Below are 19,829 nucleotides of genomic sequence, written 5' to 3' on the forward strand. Positions count from 1 at the left end.
CTTCCGAAGGTTGATTCCGTGAACCAAACCAACACTAAATTTCAACAGGTTGAAAATTAGTAAGTTTGAGTCGCTTTAAAGCTTTCAACACCTGCTTTGATTGCTGCTTCGATTTCTTTGCTGTAGTTGCCAGTGTTATCGATGTCTTGCATTAACGCAGCATGTTCTGAACGGAAGTAAGAAATTAACGCAGTATCAAAGTCTACGATTTTCTTAACGTCTACGTCAGCCATGTAACCTTCGTTAGATGCATAGATTGACACAGCTTGGTCAGCAATTGAGTATGGAGCATATTGTTTTTGCTTCATTAACTCAGTTACACGTTGACCATGCTCAAGTTGTTTACGCGTTGCTTCATCAAGGTCAGAAGCGAACTGAGCAAACGCAGCCAATTCACGGTATTGCGCCAAAGCAGTACGGATACCACCAGACAATTTTTTGATGATCTTGGTTTGCGCAGAACCACCAACACGAGATACAGAGATACCCGCGTTCACAGCAGGACGAATACCTGCGTTGAATAATGATGTTTCTAGGAAGATCTGACCATCAGTAATTGAAATTACGTTCGTTGGTACGAATGCAGATACGTCACCTGCTTGAGTTTCAATAATTGGCAATGCAGTTAATGAACCAGTTTGGCCTTTAACTTCACCATTAGTGAATTTCTCAACGTAGTCAGCAGATACACGAGAAGCACGTTCAAGTAGACGACTATGAAGATAGAATACGTCACCTGGATAAGCTTCACGACCTGGTGGACGACGTAAAAGCAATGAAATTTGACGGTAAGCAACTGCTTGCTTAGACAAATCATCATAAATGATCAGAGCATCTTCACCGCGGTCACGGAAGTATTCACCCATTGTACAGCCAGAGTATGGAGCCAAATACAACATTGCTGCTGGATCGGCTGCAGCTGCTGCTACAACAGTTGTATACGCCATAGCGCCAGTTTCTTCTAGCTTGCGCACAACGTTAGCGATAGTCGATTGTTTTTGACCAATTGCTACGTATACACATTTAATGCCAGAGTTTTTCTGAGCGATGATCGCATCGATCGCCATTGCTGTTTTACCAGTTTGACGGTCACCAATGATCAACTCACGTTGACCACGACCCACTGGAATCATTGTATCTACTGATTTATAACCAGTTTGTACAGGTTCATCCACTGATTGACGCCAAATTACGCCTGGTGCTACTTTTTCAACAGCATCAGTTAATTTTGCATCGATCGGGCCTTTACCATCAATTGGGTTACCCAAAGCATCGACTACACGGCCTAAAAGTTCTGGACCAACCGGAACTTCTAATACACGACCTGTGCAACGAGCTTTTTGACCTTCTTGAAGGCTCAAGTAGTTACCTAAAACAACGACGCCCACTGAATCCTGTTCTAGGTTCAGTGCCATACCATAAAGGCCGCCGTCGAATTCGATCATTTCACCGTACATTGCATCAGCAAGGCCGTGAATACGCACAATACCGTCGGAAACCATAACAATGGTCCCTTCGTTCTTAGCGGTTGCGCTGGTGTCCAGATCGCCGATACGCTGTTTAATGAGCGCACTGATCTCGGATGGATTCAGTTGTTGCATTGCGCTATACCTCAATCTTTAATAAGTTTCAGTCTTCTTCTTATGCAAATTATGCAAGAAGACGAGTCCGCATTTTTTCAAGCTTGTTAAGCGCAGAATCATCTATCACTTGGTCACCTGCCCGAATAACAACACCTGCGATTAATGCAGGGTTTACTTCAACAGTTGCTTTCACTTCTGCGTTAAAACGTTTTTTTAACGCGTCAACAAGCAATTGCTCTTGAACTGAAGTGATTGGTAACGCAGTTTCAATTACCACATCAACCACGTTGTTATTCTGTGATTTAAGCAGTTCATACTCAGCTTCAATCTCAGGTAAAAGTGACAAACGATCATTTTCAGCTAAAAGTGTCAAAAAGTTAGACACTTCAGCAGTTTGACTTTCACCTAAAACTTTTGCAAAAAGATTCACTTGCTCTACAGGAGTAAGCTCAGGGCGACTCAAGTAAGCGGAAAATGCTTCATCTTGCACCGCAGCACTAAGCACTTGTAACACATTAGACCAATTGTCAGTCGCACCTTGCTCAGAAGCGAAAGCAAATGCTGCTTTGGCATACGGGCGTGCTAACGTCAAGAGTTCAGCCATAATCGCCTCGCTTAAAGTTTAGCAGCCAGCTGAGTCAGCATGGCATTGTGAGCTTCTGCATCAACTTGTTGGTTCAGAATTTTCTCTGCACCAGTTACTGCAAGAGCAGCCACTTGTTGACGTAATTCTTCGCGAGCAGCATTGATTTCAGTATCAACAGCGTCTTTAGCTTGTTGACGAATACGTTCACCTTCAGCAGATGCTTGAGTACGCGCGTCTTCAACCAATTGTGCTGCACGACGGTTCGCTTGTTCAATCAATTGAGCCGCTTGTGCTTTCGCTGCGTCTAATTCAGCTTTCACCTGAGCTTGCGCATCCGCAAGATCAGCTTTTGCCTTCTCAGCCGCATTTAAGCCATCAGCGATTTTACGCTGACGCTCACTAATCGCATTGATTAGTGGTGGCCAAACAAACTTCATGCAGAATGCAACAAAAATCGCAAACGCAATCGCTTGGCCAAACAATGTGAGGTTGATATTCATTGCAAATTCCTCAAATAGTGAATTTCGGAATTAAGCTGATTAACCTACAAGTTGAACGAATGGATTAGCAAATAGAATGAATAAGCCAATACCAACGCTGATCATTGGGATCGCATCTAGAAGACCCGCTACGATGAACATACGTGTTTGAAGTTGTGGAGCAAGTTCAGGTTGACGAGAAACAGCTTCTAAGAAACGGCCACCTAGTAGAGCGAAACCGATGCCTGTACCTAATGCAGCAAAAGAAATTAAAACAGCTACTGCAATAGCAGATAAACCAACTACTAAATCCATGAAAAAATCCTCAAATGTTAGGTTAAATCAAAACTAAGAATCATCTAACCATTAGGTAATAATTAGACAATAAATACAATTAATGCTTTTCACTTGCCATACTTAAGTAAACGATGGTCAACATCATGAATACGAAGGCTTGAAGTGTAATTACAAGAATATGGAAAATTGCCCAAGGCACAGACAATGCCCATTGGATCCAGAACGGTAATAATGCGATTAAGATGAAGATTAACTCACCTGCATACATGTTACCAAACAGTCGTAGAGCCAATGAAACTGGACGTGCTAGGAAAGTAGCCAGCTCTAAAACTAAATTTACTGGAATTAGTAAAACTTTAAGAAACATATTACTTGGATTGAACGGGTTGAGTGCAAATTCACTCACAAAGCCGCCCACACCTTTTTCACGTACGCCGTAGAATAAGATCAAAGCAAATACAGATAACGACATACCTAAAGTAACGTTGATATCAGTAGATGGAACAACCTTAAAGTAAACGTGGTGAGGATCCATGCCAAATACGTTCGCACCAATCAATTGAGCTGTATATGGAATAAAGTCAACTGGGATTAAGTCCATCGCGTTCATGAGGAAAATCCACACGAAAATGGTCAATGCAAGTGGCGCAATTAAGCGTGATTTGCCATGGAAGGTGTCACGGACACTTGAGTCAACAAACTCGATAACCATTTCAATTACTGACTGGAATTTAGTTGGAACGCCAGCATTTGCCGCTTTCGCTACCATCCAGAACAAGAAACAGAAAAGAATACCAAGGCCAATTGACCAACCCATTGAATCCAAGTGAATAGCAGTGAACCCCATCTGTTGAGCTTCAGCACCGTTCTCAGCCAACTTCCATGTACCGTCCGGCATTTTGCCATAGGTCATATTGGTCAAGTGATGCTTGATGTACTCGGTCGAAGTAAGGGCATGTTCTTCAGCAGCCATAAATCACACCTGGTCAATGTCAAATACAAATATAGAGAAAGCGAACATCGCGTGCTGCTTGATATCTCGCTCAACTCCAAAAAACTTTTCAATTTTTGTTGTGATTAAACTCATTTTGATAGGCGTGACGACCAAAAAGGTGCGACCCACGACATGGTCTGAACGAGTATAAAACCACAAAACAATGCGACCGCTGACAACGGTTTAACATTGGTTAAAATCAAAATGAATCCAACAATCACAATTGCAAACTTACCGAGCATACCTCGATACATGTTCGACAGAACCTGTTTCGATGCTCTTGCACCTGCAGCTCGGAACGACTGCCATGAAAAATAACAACTGGCCAGCCAAGAAACGAGCGCACCAAGTGCGGCGCTTAAAGCTGCAGTCGAGTCTTTCAAGACCCACGCTATCAAGGCTGAAACAGGTATCATACATGCTTGCAAGATGACTAAAGCTTTCGCTAATCGTCGGTCAATCAAGCGACTAGTTCGGCTCATTTTTACTCACTTAAAGCATTCATGCTTGACAAGTTTGGCTGATGATTATTTTTAATCGCAGGCATTATAGAGTTACACCCCTGAACATGCAATCATTTCCCGACCTAAGTCGGGTATTTTTAAAACTTATAATGCCGTACATATATACAATTATCGCTTGTTTTTAAATCATTTACGGTCATTTTTGAGACAATTCTGGGTCTTTTGTGCCAAATTGCTCCATGCTGTTAAGAAATCAGTATGTTGTGCAAAACTTTCATCCACTGCCTCAAAGCTCACATTTCCGAGCTTTTTATACTGATTTGCACTGGCATTCGACTCTGCAAGCAGGCACATTTTGGCTTGTGGACGGTGATCATTGAGATATTTGATCTGCGCAATGGTCGGTGCCATATGTGGGTCATCAGTCAATGCACCGGCAAATTTCAAATGCAATGCGCCTTCCAAATACTGATAGGCATCATGGAAAGACCAGTACGGTTGTGCGACCGCATGACGGCGAAATTGATTTGAAGTGCTTAACATCTGTTGGGCAAAATGTTGGGCATTTTTAAAATACGCGGCTTTATGTTCAGGATGTTGTTGTGAACGAAGCGCTGCAATAAAAAAGCCAATGCGTACTGCATTGTTCGGATCAAGCCAAACATGGGTGTCGATGGTATTTTTCAGCGCCACGCCACGTGGATTACGCAATGGCAAAGTGTTTAACACGCCTGCATTTAATAAAGGCACAGCATAGGGATTTTGCTTTAACACATTGGTCAGTGGCGCTTCATGTGCTTGCCCTAACCAAATCACAAGAGATGACTCTTGAATCATTTTGCGGTGTGCTGGGGTCAGTTGGACATCATGCCCAGTTTGATGATCCAAAAGCAGTTTTGGCTCCTCTACCCCTCGTGTAATTTCTTTCGCAATCAAATAAATAGGATGTGTCGAAATGACCATAGGTGCTTGAGCCCAACTACTCAATGCAAATAGGGACAATAGACTGAAAGCGATCAGACGCAACATGGGAGAAAATACCACTGTGAATTTCATGTTATAATATAACAAAAGTTGAAAAATGCCTATGCCGTTCGTAAGTTGTTATGGCTTCATGCTATGATTTACGGCTATTTTCTTTGCGATAAAAACTCTTGAGGTCAGCAATGAGCGTCTGTTCACATGAACATCATGACACCTTACATGGCGTACATGATCACCCAAATGTAGAGATTCGTTTGGCTGAAGCTGAATCGATTTGTACCGCCGCAGGTGCACGTCTGACCCCACTGCGTAAAGAAGTTTTAGAACTGATTTTAAATGCCTCAGGGCCTGTCGGAGCCTATGACCTTTTGGCCAAGCTCAAGGGTAATGCTGACCGCCCTGCTGCCCCACCCACCGTGTATCGCACACTGGATTTTTTATTAGAAAAAGGCTTTATTCATCGTTTAACCTCGATTAATGCCTATATCCCCTGCTGTCATCCACGTGCCGGACACCAAGCGGCGTTCTTGATTTGCTCTGAATGTCATGCAGTAAAAGAAGCTTCAGCGTCAGGCTTGATCCATGAATTGGATGCTTTGGCGCATTCTGACCAATTTAAAGCCCATCACAGCATTATTGAAATTTCAGGAATCTGTCAGCAGTGTTCGAAGTAGTCCCTGCACCTGCGCTGATTGAACTTGCGCAAATCAATGTTCGCATCGATGAGCGAGACATTCTGAAAAATATTGATTTCGCTATTGGCGAGAAAGAGATTGTCACGCTGATTGGCCCCAATGGTGCAGGTAAATCGACCCTGATCAAGATTATTTTGGGCATTGTCAAACCCAATTCGGGTAAAATTCACAGTCAAAAACAATTAAAACTGGCTTACGTGCCACAGAAGTTTAATCCTTCGCATAGCTTACCGCTGCGTGTCAAAGATTTATTGGATCTAGAGCCCTGCCCTACTGCAATACGTGCTGAAATTATTCGTGATACCGGCATTGCCAAACTGCAACATTCTAAAGTACAGCAGTTGTCAGGTGGCGAGCGCCAACGCGTACTTCTAGCTCGTGCCTTATTACGTCAGCCAAATCTGTTAGTCCTTGATGAACCGATGCAAGGGTTGGACATTCAGTCTGAAGCTGAACTGTATGACTATGTGCGAAGCCTACCTGAACGTTATGGTTGTTCCATTTTGATCGTATCGCATGATTTGCAATGGGTCATGCAAGGCACACAACGTGTGGTGTGTTTAAACAAACATATCTGTTGTAGTGGTCTGCCAGATTCGATTCAACAGCACCCTGAGTATCAGGCCATCTTTGGTACCAACCGTGTGTTCTACCATCATCATCATGATCATTGTGGTCACGGTGATACCGCAACGCCTTGTCAGCATGATCCTCGCCCACACATTCACCCTGAACCGGAAGCTTAAGCCATGATGGAATGGTTACAAATTCTATTGCCTGCATGGACCATGGGAACGCTATTGGTATTTCTAACAGCTCCACTCGGCTGTTTGATGTTATGGCGCAGAATGTCATTTTTTGCTGATACCATGGCACACGGTACCTTACTTGGGGTTGCGATTGCAGGTGTTCTTGCCCTCCCCCTCTGGGTCGGTGTCACCTTTACAGCATTACTCTTGGTGGGTGTGCTTTGGGTCTTGCATGATCCTCGCTTACCCAATGATGCACTCCTTGCACTCTGTTCTGCGACCTTGCTTTGCTCAGGTCTATTGTTGATTCAGCATTTGCCTGCACTCCGTCCTGAACTTCTTAGCTATTTATTTGGCGATCTACTCACGATTTCATGGTCAGATTTGCCGATGTTTGTGTTGGTGATCATCGGTGCATTGGCGGTGCTATGGAAAAATTGGAAAGCACAGATTCATATTGCGATTGACCCTGATATTGCCGTGAGTGAGGGCATCAATGCCAAGTGGCAACGTTTGATCTTTATGATTTTGTTGGCACTGTTTACCGTACTTGCACTCAGAGCAGTCGGTTCATTATTGATGGGTGCCTTATTAGTCATTCCAGCCTTGACTGCACGCTTACTGGCACATTCTCCAAAACAGATGGTGATGTGGGCGTTCATCGTGGCGCAAGTGGGGGTTACAGTAGGCTTATGGTCGAGTGCAGGACTGAATATCGCAACCGGTTTAAGTATCGTGCTCACCATGTCGATACTGTTTGCACTGATTTTTATTGTGCAAAAAATCAAAAAAATAGCGTGATGCTGATAAAAAAAGAGCGACTCGATTGGGTCGCTTTTTTTACATCTATAACCATTGAGATAAAGAGCTATAAAGTCCATATATTGCAATGATCATCAGGATCAAACCACATAATCCCAAAACTTTGGAATAATGCTGGCTTTGCGAGAGTCGATTAAACATCAGATACACCACCGACAAGGTCATAAAATCGAGAATAATCCATGCCACCACTAAGATGGTTAAGCTGACATTAATATCTTGATGAATTCCAATAAACTGTGGGAAGAAAGAGGAGAAGAAAATAATATCTTTGGGATTCGATATACCGACCAAAAAGCCTTTCTTGAGTCCACCATCTACTGGCTTTAGGGTTTGAATGGCTTGATCTTGAGATTGAATAACTTCTTTTAAAATGTCATAGCCCAGATAGGCGATATACACACATCCCAATACTTTAATACCAATGAGTAAGCTTTCATTAACATTCAGCATGCCCTTTAAAATACAGATCGAGATTGCAATCAGAACTAGTGAGGCTAAATTGGTGCCTAAAATCGTTTCAAGCGCTTTTCGATAACCGCCTTTTAAGCCCGCACTCGCCACCAAAATCATTACAGGACCGGGGGTGGCGATCATAATCATCACGCTGATCACATACAGATAAAATTCAAAATAGTTCATGTATTATCACGATTTCTTAAACTCAAACCGCCCTTCCCTCGTATGTATTTTTATTTTGAACATTTAAAAGTTATTGGTGTACCAAACTCAGCAGACTTGCGGCACAAGCAAATAAAATCGCAAACATTCGATTCATATACTTTTGCTGTTTCGGTGATTTCAACAAGCGTAAAACTTTTGCTGCAAGTCCGGTATAACCTGCCATCACAATCAGATCAATGGTCATCATCGTCAATGCCATAATGATGTATTGAATCGGTTGCGGTTTAGATAAATCTAAGAACTGCGGTAAAACCGCCAACAAAAATACAATCGCTTTAGGATTGCTCATATTGACCAAAAAGCCATGAAAGACCAATTTGCCAATCGATTTCTGTTTCTGTTCTACTTGAATGTCAATCGACTGGCTTGGTGCAGTCCACTGTAAATAAGCTAAATACAAAAGGTAAAGTACCCCAAACCATTTCACAGCCAGAAAAGCCCAAGGTGATGTCGCAAATAAAACCCCGACCCCTGCGGCAACAATCGCAATTTGCACCAATAACGCCAGTTGCAAACCGAGCGCATTCCAATAGCCACGTTTAAAACCATAGTTGAGTCCACTCGACATGGAAGAAATCGCACCCGCACCCGGTGAAATACTAATGACCCAACATGCCAACATATAGGCAAACCACATTTGGTACGACATAACGATTTAAAAGCAATTTTGGAAAACGTATCGCATTATAAATGTTATAAAGATTGTGATTTAAACAATTTTGCGCTGAGCTAAGATCTAGATTACCCTAGATGTGATTTAGCTTAATCCGATATACATTCGAAACGAAGATAATAAATTGAGGAGCCATCTTTCACATGACAGCCCAATCCGTAATTTTACCGTTACCGTCTAATCATGCCCGTTTCATTGTGCTTCGTTTAAAAGATCTTTCGATTGATGGCTTAAAAGAACAATTAGCTGCGATGTTTACCACCCGTGATCGTTTGATTACCCAGCATCCTCAGTCTGAAATTAAAACAGCCGTCGCATTTGGCCCTGAACTTTGGGCAAAACTTTATGATCAAAGTCCTGAAGGCTTTAAACAGTTAGAGCCGATTCATGGTTCGTTTGAGATGCCTGTGGTTTCTGCAGATGTGCTCATTCATATTGCCTCTGCACGTACAGATATTTGCTTTGCCTTAAGCCAATCTTTCTTTGAAGGTATTCAAGATCAAGTTGAGGTTTTGGATGAGCGTGTCTGTTTCCGCAACTTTGATGGACGTGATTTGACAGGTTTTATTGATGGGACAGAAAACCCACAATTTCCAGATGACCGTGGCGAAACTGCATTGTTACCTGAGGAAACGGGTATTTTTGCCGATGGTTCTTTTGTATTTGCACAGCGTTATGCACATGACTTGGACAAATGGAAAAAACTGAAAGTCGATGCGCAAGAGCATGTCATGGGTCGCACCAAATTAGAAAGTATTGAACTTGATGATGATGTCAAACCTAACAATGCACATATTGCACGTACTGTCGTTGAAGATGATGAAGGTGAAGAGCTTGAAATCTTACGTCATTCACTGCCTTACGGTGATGGTCGCGGTGATCAAGGTTTATTCTTTATTGCCTACACCAAAGATTTAACACGTATAGATCAGATGTTAGTGCGTATGTTTGGTACAAGTGGTGATGGCATTCATGACCGTTTACTGCACTTTGTAACAGCGCTTGATGGTGCGTATTACTTTGCACCGAGTGAAGAGTTGTTGGAAGAAGTTTTGGAGGCATGAGTGGAGAAAGCCGACGAGAGTCGGCTTTATTAAGAATACTATGAAGAATTATGAACAACCTTCTTGGTGTTGTAATTTATCAAGTACACCATAAGTAACTTCAATTACTTTTTCATTGACCAAATAAAATTTAACACCATAACTTTCATCAATATTATGTTGTAAATAATAAGTATCTTCATCATATTCACTATTGATCATTTTTAAGTGCTTTATCTTTAATTTTAGATCCGACGAACTCATCCCCAAAAATGATGATTTCAAATATGTTGCTGTAGAAATTCTCTTATCAAAGACAAGATAATCAATATTTCCCGAAATATTTTCAGCATACATACAATTATCAATAATTTCTGTGTTATCTACTTGCTTAATTTCACCTTTTTTGGAAAATTGATCAAAATTACTATCAATATTCATTTTAGAAAATTCAGATAATATTATTTTATTTTCCTCATTATTATCATCACTCCTCGATTCAACTAATTCATTTGCATTACAAGCGGTTAAAATTAAAAAAAATGGCAAAAAAAATAACTTATACATATATTAAATATCCTGTATGTTGGGCACACAATTCCCTATATGGAGATGATGATAATGATTGGGAGCATAGCTTGTTCCAGATATTTTCGGCTTTTTGGTGTATCCATCTTGTGTATAAAATGCTGTAAAACCAAATTTTTTTAACTCTTGTACTAATTTTATATTTCTTTGAATGTCATAATTGTCATTTTGTGTCCAAATTGCATTCGTTCTATGAGCATTGTCTTTACCTAAATACCTAAAATCACAAGCTTCACCATTTCTATGTGTCTTACTTGGCCGTTGAGAACTTCCATCTTTTAAACTAGCACCTGAACTAGGATATTCTTCATAACCTAAATTCATAAAAGTACCCAAGATCGCAGCTATTGATATTCCATTTAGATAAAATCTTATATTTCCACCAGTTATAATCCACTTATACCCTAAGTTTCCTTTTTTATATAAACCATGTTTGGTAAAATCAATTAAATAACAATTTCCAGAAATAATTTCATTACCGGATTTACGTAATGGGGCTTTTATAAATTTCGATTTCCCTAAATTATGTGCTGTCCCATTAGCTTCATAATATATAAACTCAGCAAAGCCTGTAGCTGTTTTGTTCTCTCTCTTAATCTTGCCATCATGATAAATATGATAGCGCGTTGTATCACTTGTAGCTGGAGACTGATTACTAATTGTAGTTAAAGGCTTACCACCGTTTTCTGTATGTGTATCTTGTTGTATTGCTTTTGGAGGTTCTTGCTTAACTTCTGAAGCTTTAGCAGGAGTTGAAGACCCTGAATTAGTACTAGATGTTGGTGAAACAGCTTGTTGTTTATTTTCCAAAGCTTTCGATTGTTTAACAAATCCCTCATTAACTCTAAAAATTCTATATGGACTATTATTTATTACTCTCGCCTTAGTCAGAGATTTTGATCCTATACCAACACCGTATACAAACCCAACTAACATTTTTAAATTTATTTCACCTAATGCATTAGTTTTTTTAGGAATCTCCCGTGCTCTATAAAATAATGTTATTGGTAAATTTGGTACCAATTTATTATCTTTTTTCACAATTATCTTGAAACTTTGAACTGGTAATTTAATTTTAACTGTCTGATTAGATAAAGCTTTTTCGACTTTAAAATTATGTATTCTTTGATTTCCAACTTCACCTGAGACTGAAACTTCTATGTCTTGTCCAACTTCAGCATTAATTCCTACCTTGATACCTTGACCATTTGCTGTATGTTTTTTGATATTTCCTTTATAGGTAAGAAAGAAATTCATATTGGAGATTGGTTTCCCTGTATCACCCTCTACAATTTGGATATTGAAACTAATATCTTTTGTATTCTCAGCAGCTCCATCTTGTTTAGCCTGAGGTTGATTCTGCTCATTTCTTCTTTCTTGAGGAGTTTTATCTGGTTGAGGTTTAGGCTGAGGAGTACTATTTTGCTCTAAGGTTGCTGGAAATTTTGAAACTTCAAAATCCTTTAAAATTGCACGTTGTTTTTGGTCAGCTCTCTGAATAATAGGATTTGACTCTTTGCCATCAGCCACAATTTTAATTTCAGTTGATGGATGTCTAACAATGACAGGAAGATATCCATTTTCATCGCTTTTTATTTTAACTTTCGTCTCCCCAGAAAAAGTTTTTCCTGAGTATTTTGAAACAATTATAACTTCCTTGTTTACTAAGGCTTCTTCATTTTTTCCTTTCAAGTTTATATATATTTTTCGATCACAACATTGTTCTAAATCGAAACCACCAAAGTCTTGGATATATTTTTTTATATGTGTTCCATTACCATCTGTTTGTTTTTGACCAGAAAAATTTGAAACGCCTAAAAATGCTCCTAAACCTCCAATGCCTACCAAATGCATTCCAGCAATTGCTCCTGACTCATTGATCTCAACGCCTTGAATCGTCCTACCAAAATGCTCATTTAAATTATTATTTCTTATTTGCTTACATAAATAATTGATCCATTCTTTAATAATTTCATACTGGCTGTGAGGATTATTCAAAAAATCAGACTTAGAATTTATATTTCTTTTACCTGACCACTTACCTGACCAATTATTCGAGTCAAATTGACTCTTCCAACTATTATGCAGAGCAGACCCTCTCTTTGCACTTTTAATATCATTATAAGAAATTCCTTTATCTCCTAAATAATATCCTAATTCATAAAGCGCTGCCTCTCCCCATTGGAATAAACCCAAATATCCAGGTCCATTAACTGTCTTTGCACTTCTAGCATTTAATGGATGACTGAGTGATAAAGACAAGTCGGAGGAGGATTCTTTAAAGCTCACTGCCTGAATAAAACCTTCCAAATTGGTTTCAAAAGATCTTGTAGTACTATCTTTAAATGTTATTATTTTTTTCATTGTTATTATTCTTTATACCAATCATTTGCTTTATATTTTTGCATACTTACAGATGTATTATTTTTTAAATAACTATTGAGTATAAATTTCAAATTTGTGTCCGCCCCCTCTTGAGCACAACTCACCTCCACTGATTGATCTTTACTATTCACTTTTCTAAAATATGCAAAAGCATTTTTATCATCGTAAATTAGCCAAATATTGTGCCCATATTCTTTGTACTCTGAATTGTAAATATTAAACTGTTTTTTATTGTATGATACTTTTTGACACTGCCCTGTTGACATCCATTGCGTATTAGTTGTTTTAAGATTTAAATTATTTACTACTTTGAAGCGATTCAAACTATTTTTATTTTTACCAAAATCCCAGATATGATCACATTCTACTTCTTCTAATACCGTGATCTTTTTTATTGGTTGATTCCAATAATTCATACACTCTTTCGAACTTTCAGCATATAGTGTTGAGCTACTTAAGCACACGAACATAGTCATTATTTTTTTTAGTTTTTTCATAAATCTACCTTAAAGTCCAAAACTGTTGAAATCAGCTTCTAAATCACTTTCATCGTTAAATTCTTCATCATGATGGTCATGATCATCTTCATCATGCCCTCCACAACATGCTTCATCTGAACTATCACTTTTATCTTGAGTAAATTCTTCCTCAATTAGAAGCAACTTATCTGATTCATCCTCAGATTTACCCAATAGTACAATCTCGACACTATCTGGGTTGTCACTAAAGACCCTCTCTGTACGAGCATTTTCATCAAGAAAACCTATATATTCTGTATTCTTATCTTTGTTTATAACTTTATATTTAAAACCACTTTTCAGAAGTTCTGATGAAATTAAATCTTTAAAATCAAACCTTCGGCTAAATATTCCACTCTCAGGGATCTTCGGTAATTGAGCATTTACAGTTGCCCCACCCGTAAACACATGCTGCCCCGCCTTACTTTCAAACTTCCCACCCGTCGTACTAAATACACCACTGCCATTAATCTTGAGTTGAGAACCGCCTGCAGTGAGCACAATTTCTTTTGGACTAGTGATCTCAATTTTGTCTTCAGTTGAAATAAGCTTAATCACCTTCCGCGCAATCGCTTCAATTGCATCATCTTGCGCTTGTAATTCAACTTTGCCTTTTGCGGCAAAAGCTCTCAGCCCCTTTTGCGCTGCAAATAAGCTAATTTTATCTTGTGCATGTCCCACGATATTTTTCTGCGCACTTAAATTAATCGAACCCTGTGCACTTTCGGCAATATCTTGAGAGGCTTGTAAAATAATGTCTTCAGGTGTGGTCAATGCAATACCATTCGGAGAAGCCAATAACATTAAAGCTTGTCTAAACAGCTTCCCTTGTTCTTGCTTTTTCTGATCGGAGCTACTTTGTAAACCCTGTGTGTACCCTTCCATAAAACCTTGTAAAGAACTCAGCGCTTTCGATGGCGTAATTTTAGAAAGCCCTTGATCTCCACCAAAACCTGTACATGAAATCAGTAAGTCATCGGTAATATCGACACTCGAAATGGCTTTCCCAACCTCCTGAATGGCTTTAAGCGGATTGTCTTGGATGCCATTTTTGATACTTTCAAATTTGCCTTTCAGGACATCCGTGCCATGCTCCTGAATATTTTCAATAAACTCTTTAAGGTTCTCGACTGATTCTTTGGCATCACTAAAAAATGCATTGAACTCATCAACAATCCCTTTGGCTTTACCGCCAAATGAACCAATATCTTCGATAAATCCACCACAGTCTTTAAGTGCATTGAGTGGATCATTGGCCAAACCTTGTTTAAACAGATTCACCGTATACTGTAGGGCTTGAGCCGTATTTTTGATTTCTAAGGATTGGATAAATTTAGGCAACCGACTAATGACATTCAAGGCATCTGTTTGTTGTTTTACGGCCAATTGACTGAGCATTTTCATACTTTGTTCGCCCTGACTCAGAAGTGATTGAGCTTGTGCCGCTTCTAAATGATCTGCTAATGCATTTTCCTGTGCATAGGTTGAAATGAGCATACCCTTGCCTGCACGAACAGCGCCATAGGCATCGGTACGCAGTTCAAAGCCTTCACCACGACCATTACTGATTTCTTTATCTTTGGGATGACTTAAGTTACCCAGATTCAATTGCGTTGCTGCATGACTACTCTGTAATTGCGCACTGATTTGTCCGGTGGTGTCATCAAAACGGAGTTGATTAAATCCACCTCCCCCTACCTCTTGTGAGCGAATTCCACTGAGCTTTTTGGTATCTGGCAACTGACCTTTGACATCAAACATGGTTTGATGGCGTTCTGCCTCATGCAAACGCCCTATCACAAAAGGTCGATCCACATTGCCATCAAAGAAGTCAATCACCACGATTTCACCAATCCGTGGATGAAAGCGTGAACCATAGCCCTCACCTGCCCACGAAGTCAGTACATCCACCCAAGCCGAGTCCGTGTCATTGTCATTGGCACCTGCACCCCCATCATGTCCATGGTCATCGTTACGGGTAAACACAAAACGAACTTTAATTCGTCCCCATGGGTCGACATAAATGGTTTCACCTTCAGGACCGACCACTTTGGCGCGTTGCGGATAAGCCATCGGGCGATGCTTTAAAGGATCATATTCAGGCACCACCGCAACGCTACGGCGAATTAGAGTCAGTTCATTGGCTTGACGCTCATCATTTAAATGTGACCAACGACTTAAATCTAAAAGTGCAGCAACCTGATTGTTAAGATCTTTGGGTAAATTATTTTGACTATAAAAATGCTTGGCTAAAACCAAGAACTCGCGATCTGATCCACTGTGCTGATCGATTTCAGGGTGTCCAGTAAATTCAAACCAATACCCGACATGCGCATCCCGTACGCTACTGATTGCGGTGAAGTACTTGGATTGTAAATCTTGAAACTGACTTAATTGACTATTGAGCCTGGAAAGCTGTTGACTCCCCGATGCTGTGGTTTGGTCTTCGCCATTTAAGTCACTGATCCACGCCGGACTGATGGTCCATGCTTGCTCTAAGCTCAAGGTTTCATTGTCGTGTTGTTCACTATGCAGATGCGAACTTAGGCTCGAATCACCTTGATCTTGTGCCAAAGTATCGGACTGCCAACGTTGCACTTGGATCGCACAAGATTGTAAAGAGCGCTGTGCAATAAAACTGGAAATCGTATCGAATCGTTCTGTTGCATTACTTCGATGAAATCGTACTGAACGACGCTCAAGCGCTTCGAATTGACTGTTATGATCGATTAGACGCAGTGTTTGCGCCTGAATTTCAGTGGCTGATACTGCAACGCTATGCGCTTTTTCATCGACGAGCCAATTCAAGCCTTCACTGCGCCACAATCGGGTCAGAAACTCATAATCGGTTTCGTTGGCTTGCATCACAAAAGGACGCACATCATAGTTATTTTGCAGGTCTTTTAAGGACAGGCTTAAACTTGCACTAAACAACGGACTCTTGCTTTGCCATTCTTTAAACAGGATTTCCGTAATATCAAGAACGCTTTTATTCATAAACACGCGACTGTTACGGCGTTTATGCCAAAGCGATGTTGCATCTTCTAAAGTGAGTTTATACAGGGTCAGTGCGCCGTCACTTTGACCTTGGCTTGCACCTGTAATAATACCTGTGATCCGATCGAGCTTACCCATATCAGTCACTTGATCCACCGCCACTTGGCAACCAATAAATTGCTTGAGTTGTAAATGCGCATGGGTCGAAAGACACAAGATTTCAGCTTTCAAGCCTTGATTGATCTGATGCCGACCTTGTATGCGCTGAATAAAGACTTGGCTATTGAGTCCAGTATTTGAAAACTGAATATGTAACGCTCGTTTTTGTAAGCTTAGCCCTAAATTTTCTATCAAGGCATTTATATTATTGAGCATGAAGATTTAATCGTTTTGATTATTTTCAGCCGATTTTAAAACTCAAATTTAAAAAGCTTCATTGCAATTTTGTTAATTTTTTTTAAACAATAAAAAAGGAAGTTTGCTTAGAAACCTCCTTTTTCATGTTAACAATGACAATAAAAATTGAACTGGATTTAGAATGGAATCCGCTTGTAACGACGATACTCAGGTTTCCAGAAATTATCTTCAATACTCTTTAAAATCAAATCATCACTTAGCGCAACGGCGACCCCATCAGCAATGGCCGCTTGGGCAACTTTAAAGGCAATAATCTTCGATACTTTTTGCAATTCATTCAAATCTGGTAATAAATCTGCTTCGGGATTGATCAGTTTCGGTGAGCAGTCTGCTAATGCCATACTCGACGCCATCAGCATATTGTCGGTGACTCGTTTGGCTTGTACTGCAATCACGCCGAGTCCAATGCCTGGAAAAATATAAGAGTTATTACACTGGGAAATATTGTGAAGTTTCCCTTGATAATTGACCGGAAGAAATGGACTTCCTGTCGCAATCAGTGCTCGACCTTCAGTCCATTCAATAATATCGGCAGGCACCGCTTCTACCCGTGAAGTTGGATTGGAGAGCGGTAACACAATCGGACGCTCACAATGTGCAGCCATGGTCCGAATGACTTCTTCAGTGAACAGTCCCGGCTGACCTGAAACCCCGATCAATACCGTCGGTTTGGCATGCTTCACCACATCAAGCAGTGAGATCATGCCTTCTGCATCGGCCCAGCTCGATACCGCTTCAACTTTTTGAACCAGTTTGCTTTGGAAGTCGATTAAATTCGGTTGATTGTCGGTCAACAATCCAAAACGATCGACCATAAAGATACGAGCACGTGCTTCTGCATCCGTTAAACCTTCCGCCACCATTTGCGCCACGATTTGTTCTGCAATCCCGCAACCTGCAGAACCTGCGCCAAGGAATGTCACCACCTGATCTTTGAGTTGTTTGCCTGCGGCACGACTGGCTGCAATCAAGCTGCCGACCGATACTGCGGCTGTCCCTTGAATGTCATCATTAAAACAGCAGTATTGATCACGATATTTTTCGAGCAAAGGCATCGCATTTTTCTGGGCAAAGTCTTCAAACTGAATCAAGGCTTTGGGCCAACGACGTTTAATACCTGTGAGTACCGCATCGACAAAGTTGTAATACTCTTCACCACTGATCCGAGGCTGATTCCAACCGAGATAAATCGGATCGCTGAGAAGCTGTGGATTATTGGTACCCACATCAATCGTGATCGGTAAAGTGTAGGCCGGACTGATTCCGCCACATGCGGTGTATAAGGATAATTTTCCAATTGGAATCCCCATCCCGCCAATGCCTTGGTCGCCTAAGCCGAGAATTCGTTCACCATCGGTGATCACAATCACTTTGACGTTGTTCTTATTGACGTTTTGTAAAATGTCATCGATATATTCACGGTCTGGGTAGGAAATAAAAATCCCGCGATGACGGCGGTAAATATCCGAGAAACGCTGACAGGCCTCACCCACGGTTGGGGTATAAATAATCGGCATCATTTCCGACAAGTGATTTTCAATCAGGTGATAAAACAGGGTTTCATTGGTATCTTGGATATTTCGTAAATAAATATGCTTGTTGATGTCTTCATTGAAAGACACATACTGCTGATACGAGCGCTGATGTTGTTCTTCAATGGTTTCGATCACATGCGGAAGTAAACCGTGTAAATTAAAATTCGAACGTTCTTCTTCCGTGAAGGCCGATCCTTTATTGAGTAGCGGGAGTTCGAGCAAGGTAAAGCCCGCATAAGGGGTATAAAGAGGATGTTTTACTTTTAAATTGCTATCGGTCATTTGCTGTCTCTGGTCTTTGGCGTATCTCGCCAAGTTCTACTTCAGTTACATATTCACTTTTAAGGTCTAGCCTAGCTTAAGCCCATTTTCAGCTAAATGGGCATTTAGTAAATTGATATTCATATGGCTCATATTTTAAGAATTGATAGATGAGCGTTTTTGAAGTTCATTTGAGTAATGCCTATCCTAGCCTGAAATACTTCACATGATCACTCAAGGTATTTAAATGAATGCGATGGCACAAATCTAATGACATCATTTTGTGATTTTTTGCTACCTCAACTAGCCAGTGCCTGCTTTTTTTGAGATATTGCTTTGATCTTGCGATTTGAAATTCAATCTGTTTTGCATTGAACGGCTGTTCAAATCTGGCTACGTTTAAACCAACTATAAATAATATTTAGAATAGATCTTATGAAAAATAATCGTTTTAACGCGCTGCAACAATCTTCTTTTGTCTTAGCCATTTGTTGCTGCGTGAGCTTGACGGGCTGTCAAAGTATTTCCAAAACCACTTCAAACGTCACCAAAAAAGCGTTGTCGATGGTGGGCTTGGGAGATAAAGAAATGAAAACCCCTGACATTGACAAACAAGGTGTGGTGGATATCAGTAAAACCACCTTAGAACAAATTGAAAAACTGACCCAAAATATGCCGACAGGACAATGGGTGTATATCGAAAATGATCTGCAAGGGATTTACACCCTGCAAAACAAAGCAAGTGATGGTCATATGCTGTTTTTACGTTTAAATTGTAAAAATCCTGCTCAGCGCCCGGGCTTTATTATTCAAAATAAGGAGAGTCAGGACGTGCTAAAAAGTTATGATCCGCAGGCAGGCAGCATTCAGTTGTTATTGGACAATAAAAACTACGGCAACCCTTTTGATTTGGTCAATTTAAAGCATTATCCAAACTTTAAAACGGCCATTAAAAAAGCCAAAACCATTAAAATCTTTAATGCCTCTAAACTGTATACCTTCCAAAATGCTCAAGCAGATTTACTCGATAAACAAGTGACCTGTAAGGAATAATTCTGTTTCTAAAAATGCAGTC

The 19,829-nt window shown here is 40.3% G+C and carries 19 protein-coding genes; 5 read left to right on the forward strand and 14 right to left on the reverse strand.

The annotated features are described in order from the left end of the window. Window positions 1-56 precede the first annotated feature (56 nt). From atpA to G8D99_RS14770, 7 genes are all read right to left on the reverse strand, one after another. A complete protein-coding gene (atpA, locus tag G8D99_RS14740; protein WP_166327170.1) occupies window positions 57-1,601 on the reverse strand; it encodes a F0F1 ATP synthase subunit alpha in 1,545 nt (514 codons plus the stop codon). A gap of 49 nt (window positions 1,602-1,650) precedes the next feature. Next, window positions 1,651-2,187 (reverse strand): F0F1 ATP synthase subunit delta, encoded by a 537-nt coding sequence (locus G8D99_RS14745; RefSeq protein WP_166327172.1) that lies wholly within the window; start codon window positions 2,185-2,187, stop codon window positions 1,651-1,653. Window positions 2,188-2,198: 11 nt separating this feature from the next. After that, window positions 2,199-2,669 carry a F0F1 ATP synthase subunit B gene (locus G8D99_RS14750; RefSeq protein WP_166327174.1) on the reverse strand — a complete coding sequence of 157 codons (471 nt, stop codon included), beginning with the start codon at window positions 2,667-2,669 and terminating at the stop codon, window positions 2,199-2,201. 39 nt (window positions 2,670-2,708) lie between these two features. Continuing rightward, the gene (gene atpE, locus G8D99_RS14755) at window positions 2,709-2,963 is read right to left on the reverse strand and encodes a F0F1 ATP synthase subunit C (protein ID WP_166327176.1); all 255 of its coding nucleotides are present in this window, start codon (window positions 2,961-2,963) and stop codon (window positions 2,709-2,711) included. A 79-nt stretch (window positions 2,964-3,042) separates the two neighbouring features. Further along, window positions 3,043-3,918, reverse strand: a complete 876-nt coding sequence (atpB, locus tag G8D99_RS14760; protein ID WP_166327178.1) for a F0F1 ATP synthase subunit A — start codon at window positions 3,916-3,918, stop codon at window positions 3,043-3,045. A gap of 110 nt (window positions 3,919-4,028) precedes the next feature. Beyond that, entirely contained in the window at window positions 4,029-4,421 is a 393-nt protein-coding gene (locus tag G8D99_RS14765; RefSeq protein WP_166327180.1) for an ATP synthase subunit I, read from the reverse strand. 168 nt (window positions 4,422-4,589) lie between these two features. Continuing rightward, window positions 4,590-5,432 (reverse strand): metal ABC transporter solute-binding protein, Zn/Mn family, encoded by an 843-nt coding sequence (locus G8D99_RS14770; RefSeq protein ID WP_166327182.1) that lies wholly within the window; start codon window positions 5,430-5,432, stop codon window positions 4,590-4,592. Between the two features lie 137 nt (window positions 5,433-5,569). Here G8D99_RS14770 and G8D99_RS14775 point away from each other — a divergent pair, with 137 nt between their 5' ends. The 3 genes from G8D99_RS14775 to znuB are packed head-to-tail and all read left to right on the forward strand — an operon-like array spanning window position 5,570 to window position 7,632. Next, entirely contained in the window at window positions 5,570-6,061 is a 492-nt protein-coding gene (locus G8D99_RS14775; protein ID WP_166327184.1) for a transcriptional repressor, read from the forward strand. Continuing rightward, window positions 6,049-6,828 carry a zinc ABC transporter ATP-binding protein ZnuC gene (znuC, locus tag G8D99_RS14780; protein WP_406741499.1) on the forward strand — a complete coding sequence of 260 codons (780 nt, stop codon included), beginning with the start codon at window positions 6,049-6,051 and terminating at the stop codon, window positions 6,826-6,828. The genes G8D99_RS14775 and znuC overlap by 13 nt, the downstream gene beginning before the upstream one ends. A gap of 3 nt (window positions 6,829-6,831) precedes the next feature. Next, window positions 6,832-7,632 carry a zinc ABC transporter permease subunit ZnuB gene (gene znuB, locus G8D99_RS14785; protein ID WP_166327186.1) on the forward strand — a complete coding sequence of 267 codons (801 nt, stop codon included), beginning with the start codon at window positions 6,832-6,834 and terminating at the stop codon, window positions 7,630-7,632. Between the two features lie 45 nt (window positions 7,633-7,677). Here znuB and G8D99_RS14790 read toward each other — a convergent pair whose 3' ends face one another. Together G8D99_RS14790 and G8D99_RS14795 are read right to left on the reverse strand one after the other, a co-directional pair. Continuing rightward, window positions 7,678-8,295, reverse strand: coding sequence for a LysE family translocator (locus G8D99_RS14790; RefSeq protein WP_166327188.1), 618 nt, complete (start codon window positions 8,293-8,295; stop codon window positions 7,678-7,680). Window positions 8,296-8,365: 70 nt separating this feature from the next. Continuing rightward, on the reverse strand, window positions 8,366-8,986 hold the full coding sequence (locus G8D99_RS14795; RefSeq protein ID WP_166327190.1) for a LysE family transporter: 621 nt from the start codon (window positions 8,984-8,986) through the stop codon (window positions 8,366-8,368). Between the two features lie 167 nt (window positions 8,987-9,153). On the opposite strand from G8D99_RS14795, the gene G8D99_RS14800 reads away from it, so the two are divergent. Then, on the forward strand, window positions 9,154-10,074 hold the full coding sequence (locus G8D99_RS14800) for a Dyp-type peroxidase (RefSeq protein ID WP_166327192.1): 921 nt from the start codon (window positions 9,154-9,156) through the stop codon (window positions 10,072-10,074). A gap of 48 nt (window positions 10,075-10,122) precedes the next feature. Here G8D99_RS14800 and G8D99_RS14805 read toward each other — a convergent pair whose 3' ends face one another. The 5 genes from G8D99_RS14805 to G8D99_RS14825 form a co-directional block, all read right to left on the reverse strand. Further along, window positions 10,123-10,620, reverse strand: a complete 498-nt coding sequence (locus G8D99_RS14805) for a hypothetical protein (protein ID WP_166327194.1) — start codon at window positions 10,618-10,620, stop codon at window positions 10,123-10,125. A 3-nt stretch (window positions 10,621-10,623) separates the two neighbouring features. Then, on the reverse strand, window positions 10,624-13,005 hold the full coding sequence (locus tag G8D99_RS14810) for a hypothetical protein (protein WP_166327195.1): 2,382 nt from the start codon (window positions 13,003-13,005) through the stop codon (window positions 10,624-10,626). 5 nt (window positions 13,006-13,010) lie between these two features. Then, the gene (locus G8D99_RS14815; RefSeq protein WP_166327197.1) at window positions 13,011-13,523 is read right to left on the reverse strand and encodes a hypothetical protein; all 513 of its coding nucleotides are present in this window, start codon (window positions 13,521-13,523) and stop codon (window positions 13,011-13,013) included. A gap of 9 nt (window positions 13,524-13,532) precedes the next feature. Further along, a complete protein-coding gene (locus G8D99_RS14820; RefSeq protein WP_166327199.1) occupies window positions 13,533-16,916 on the reverse strand; it encodes a type VI secretion system Vgr family protein in 3,384 nt (1,127 codons plus the stop codon). Between the two features lie 158 nt (window positions 16,917-17,074). Beyond that, complete coding sequence (locus G8D99_RS14825; protein ID WP_166327201.1) at window positions 17,075-18,775, reverse strand: NAD-dependent malic enzyme; 1,701 nt, start codon at window positions 18,773-18,775, stop codon at window positions 17,075-17,077. A 414-nt stretch (window positions 18,776-19,189) separates the two neighbouring features. Between G8D99_RS14825 and G8D99_RS14830 the strand changes: the two genes are divergently transcribed. Then, window positions 19,190-19,807, forward strand: coding sequence for a hypothetical protein (locus G8D99_RS14830; RefSeq protein ID WP_227554336.1), 618 nt, complete (start codon window positions 19,190-19,192; stop codon window positions 19,805-19,807). Window positions 19,808-19,829: the final 22 nt, after the last annotated feature.

The organism is Acinetobacter lanii, from assembly GCF_011578285.1.
Lineage (GTDB): Bacteria > Pseudomonadota > Gammaproteobacteria > Pseudomonadales > Moraxellaceae > Acinetobacter > Acinetobacter lanii.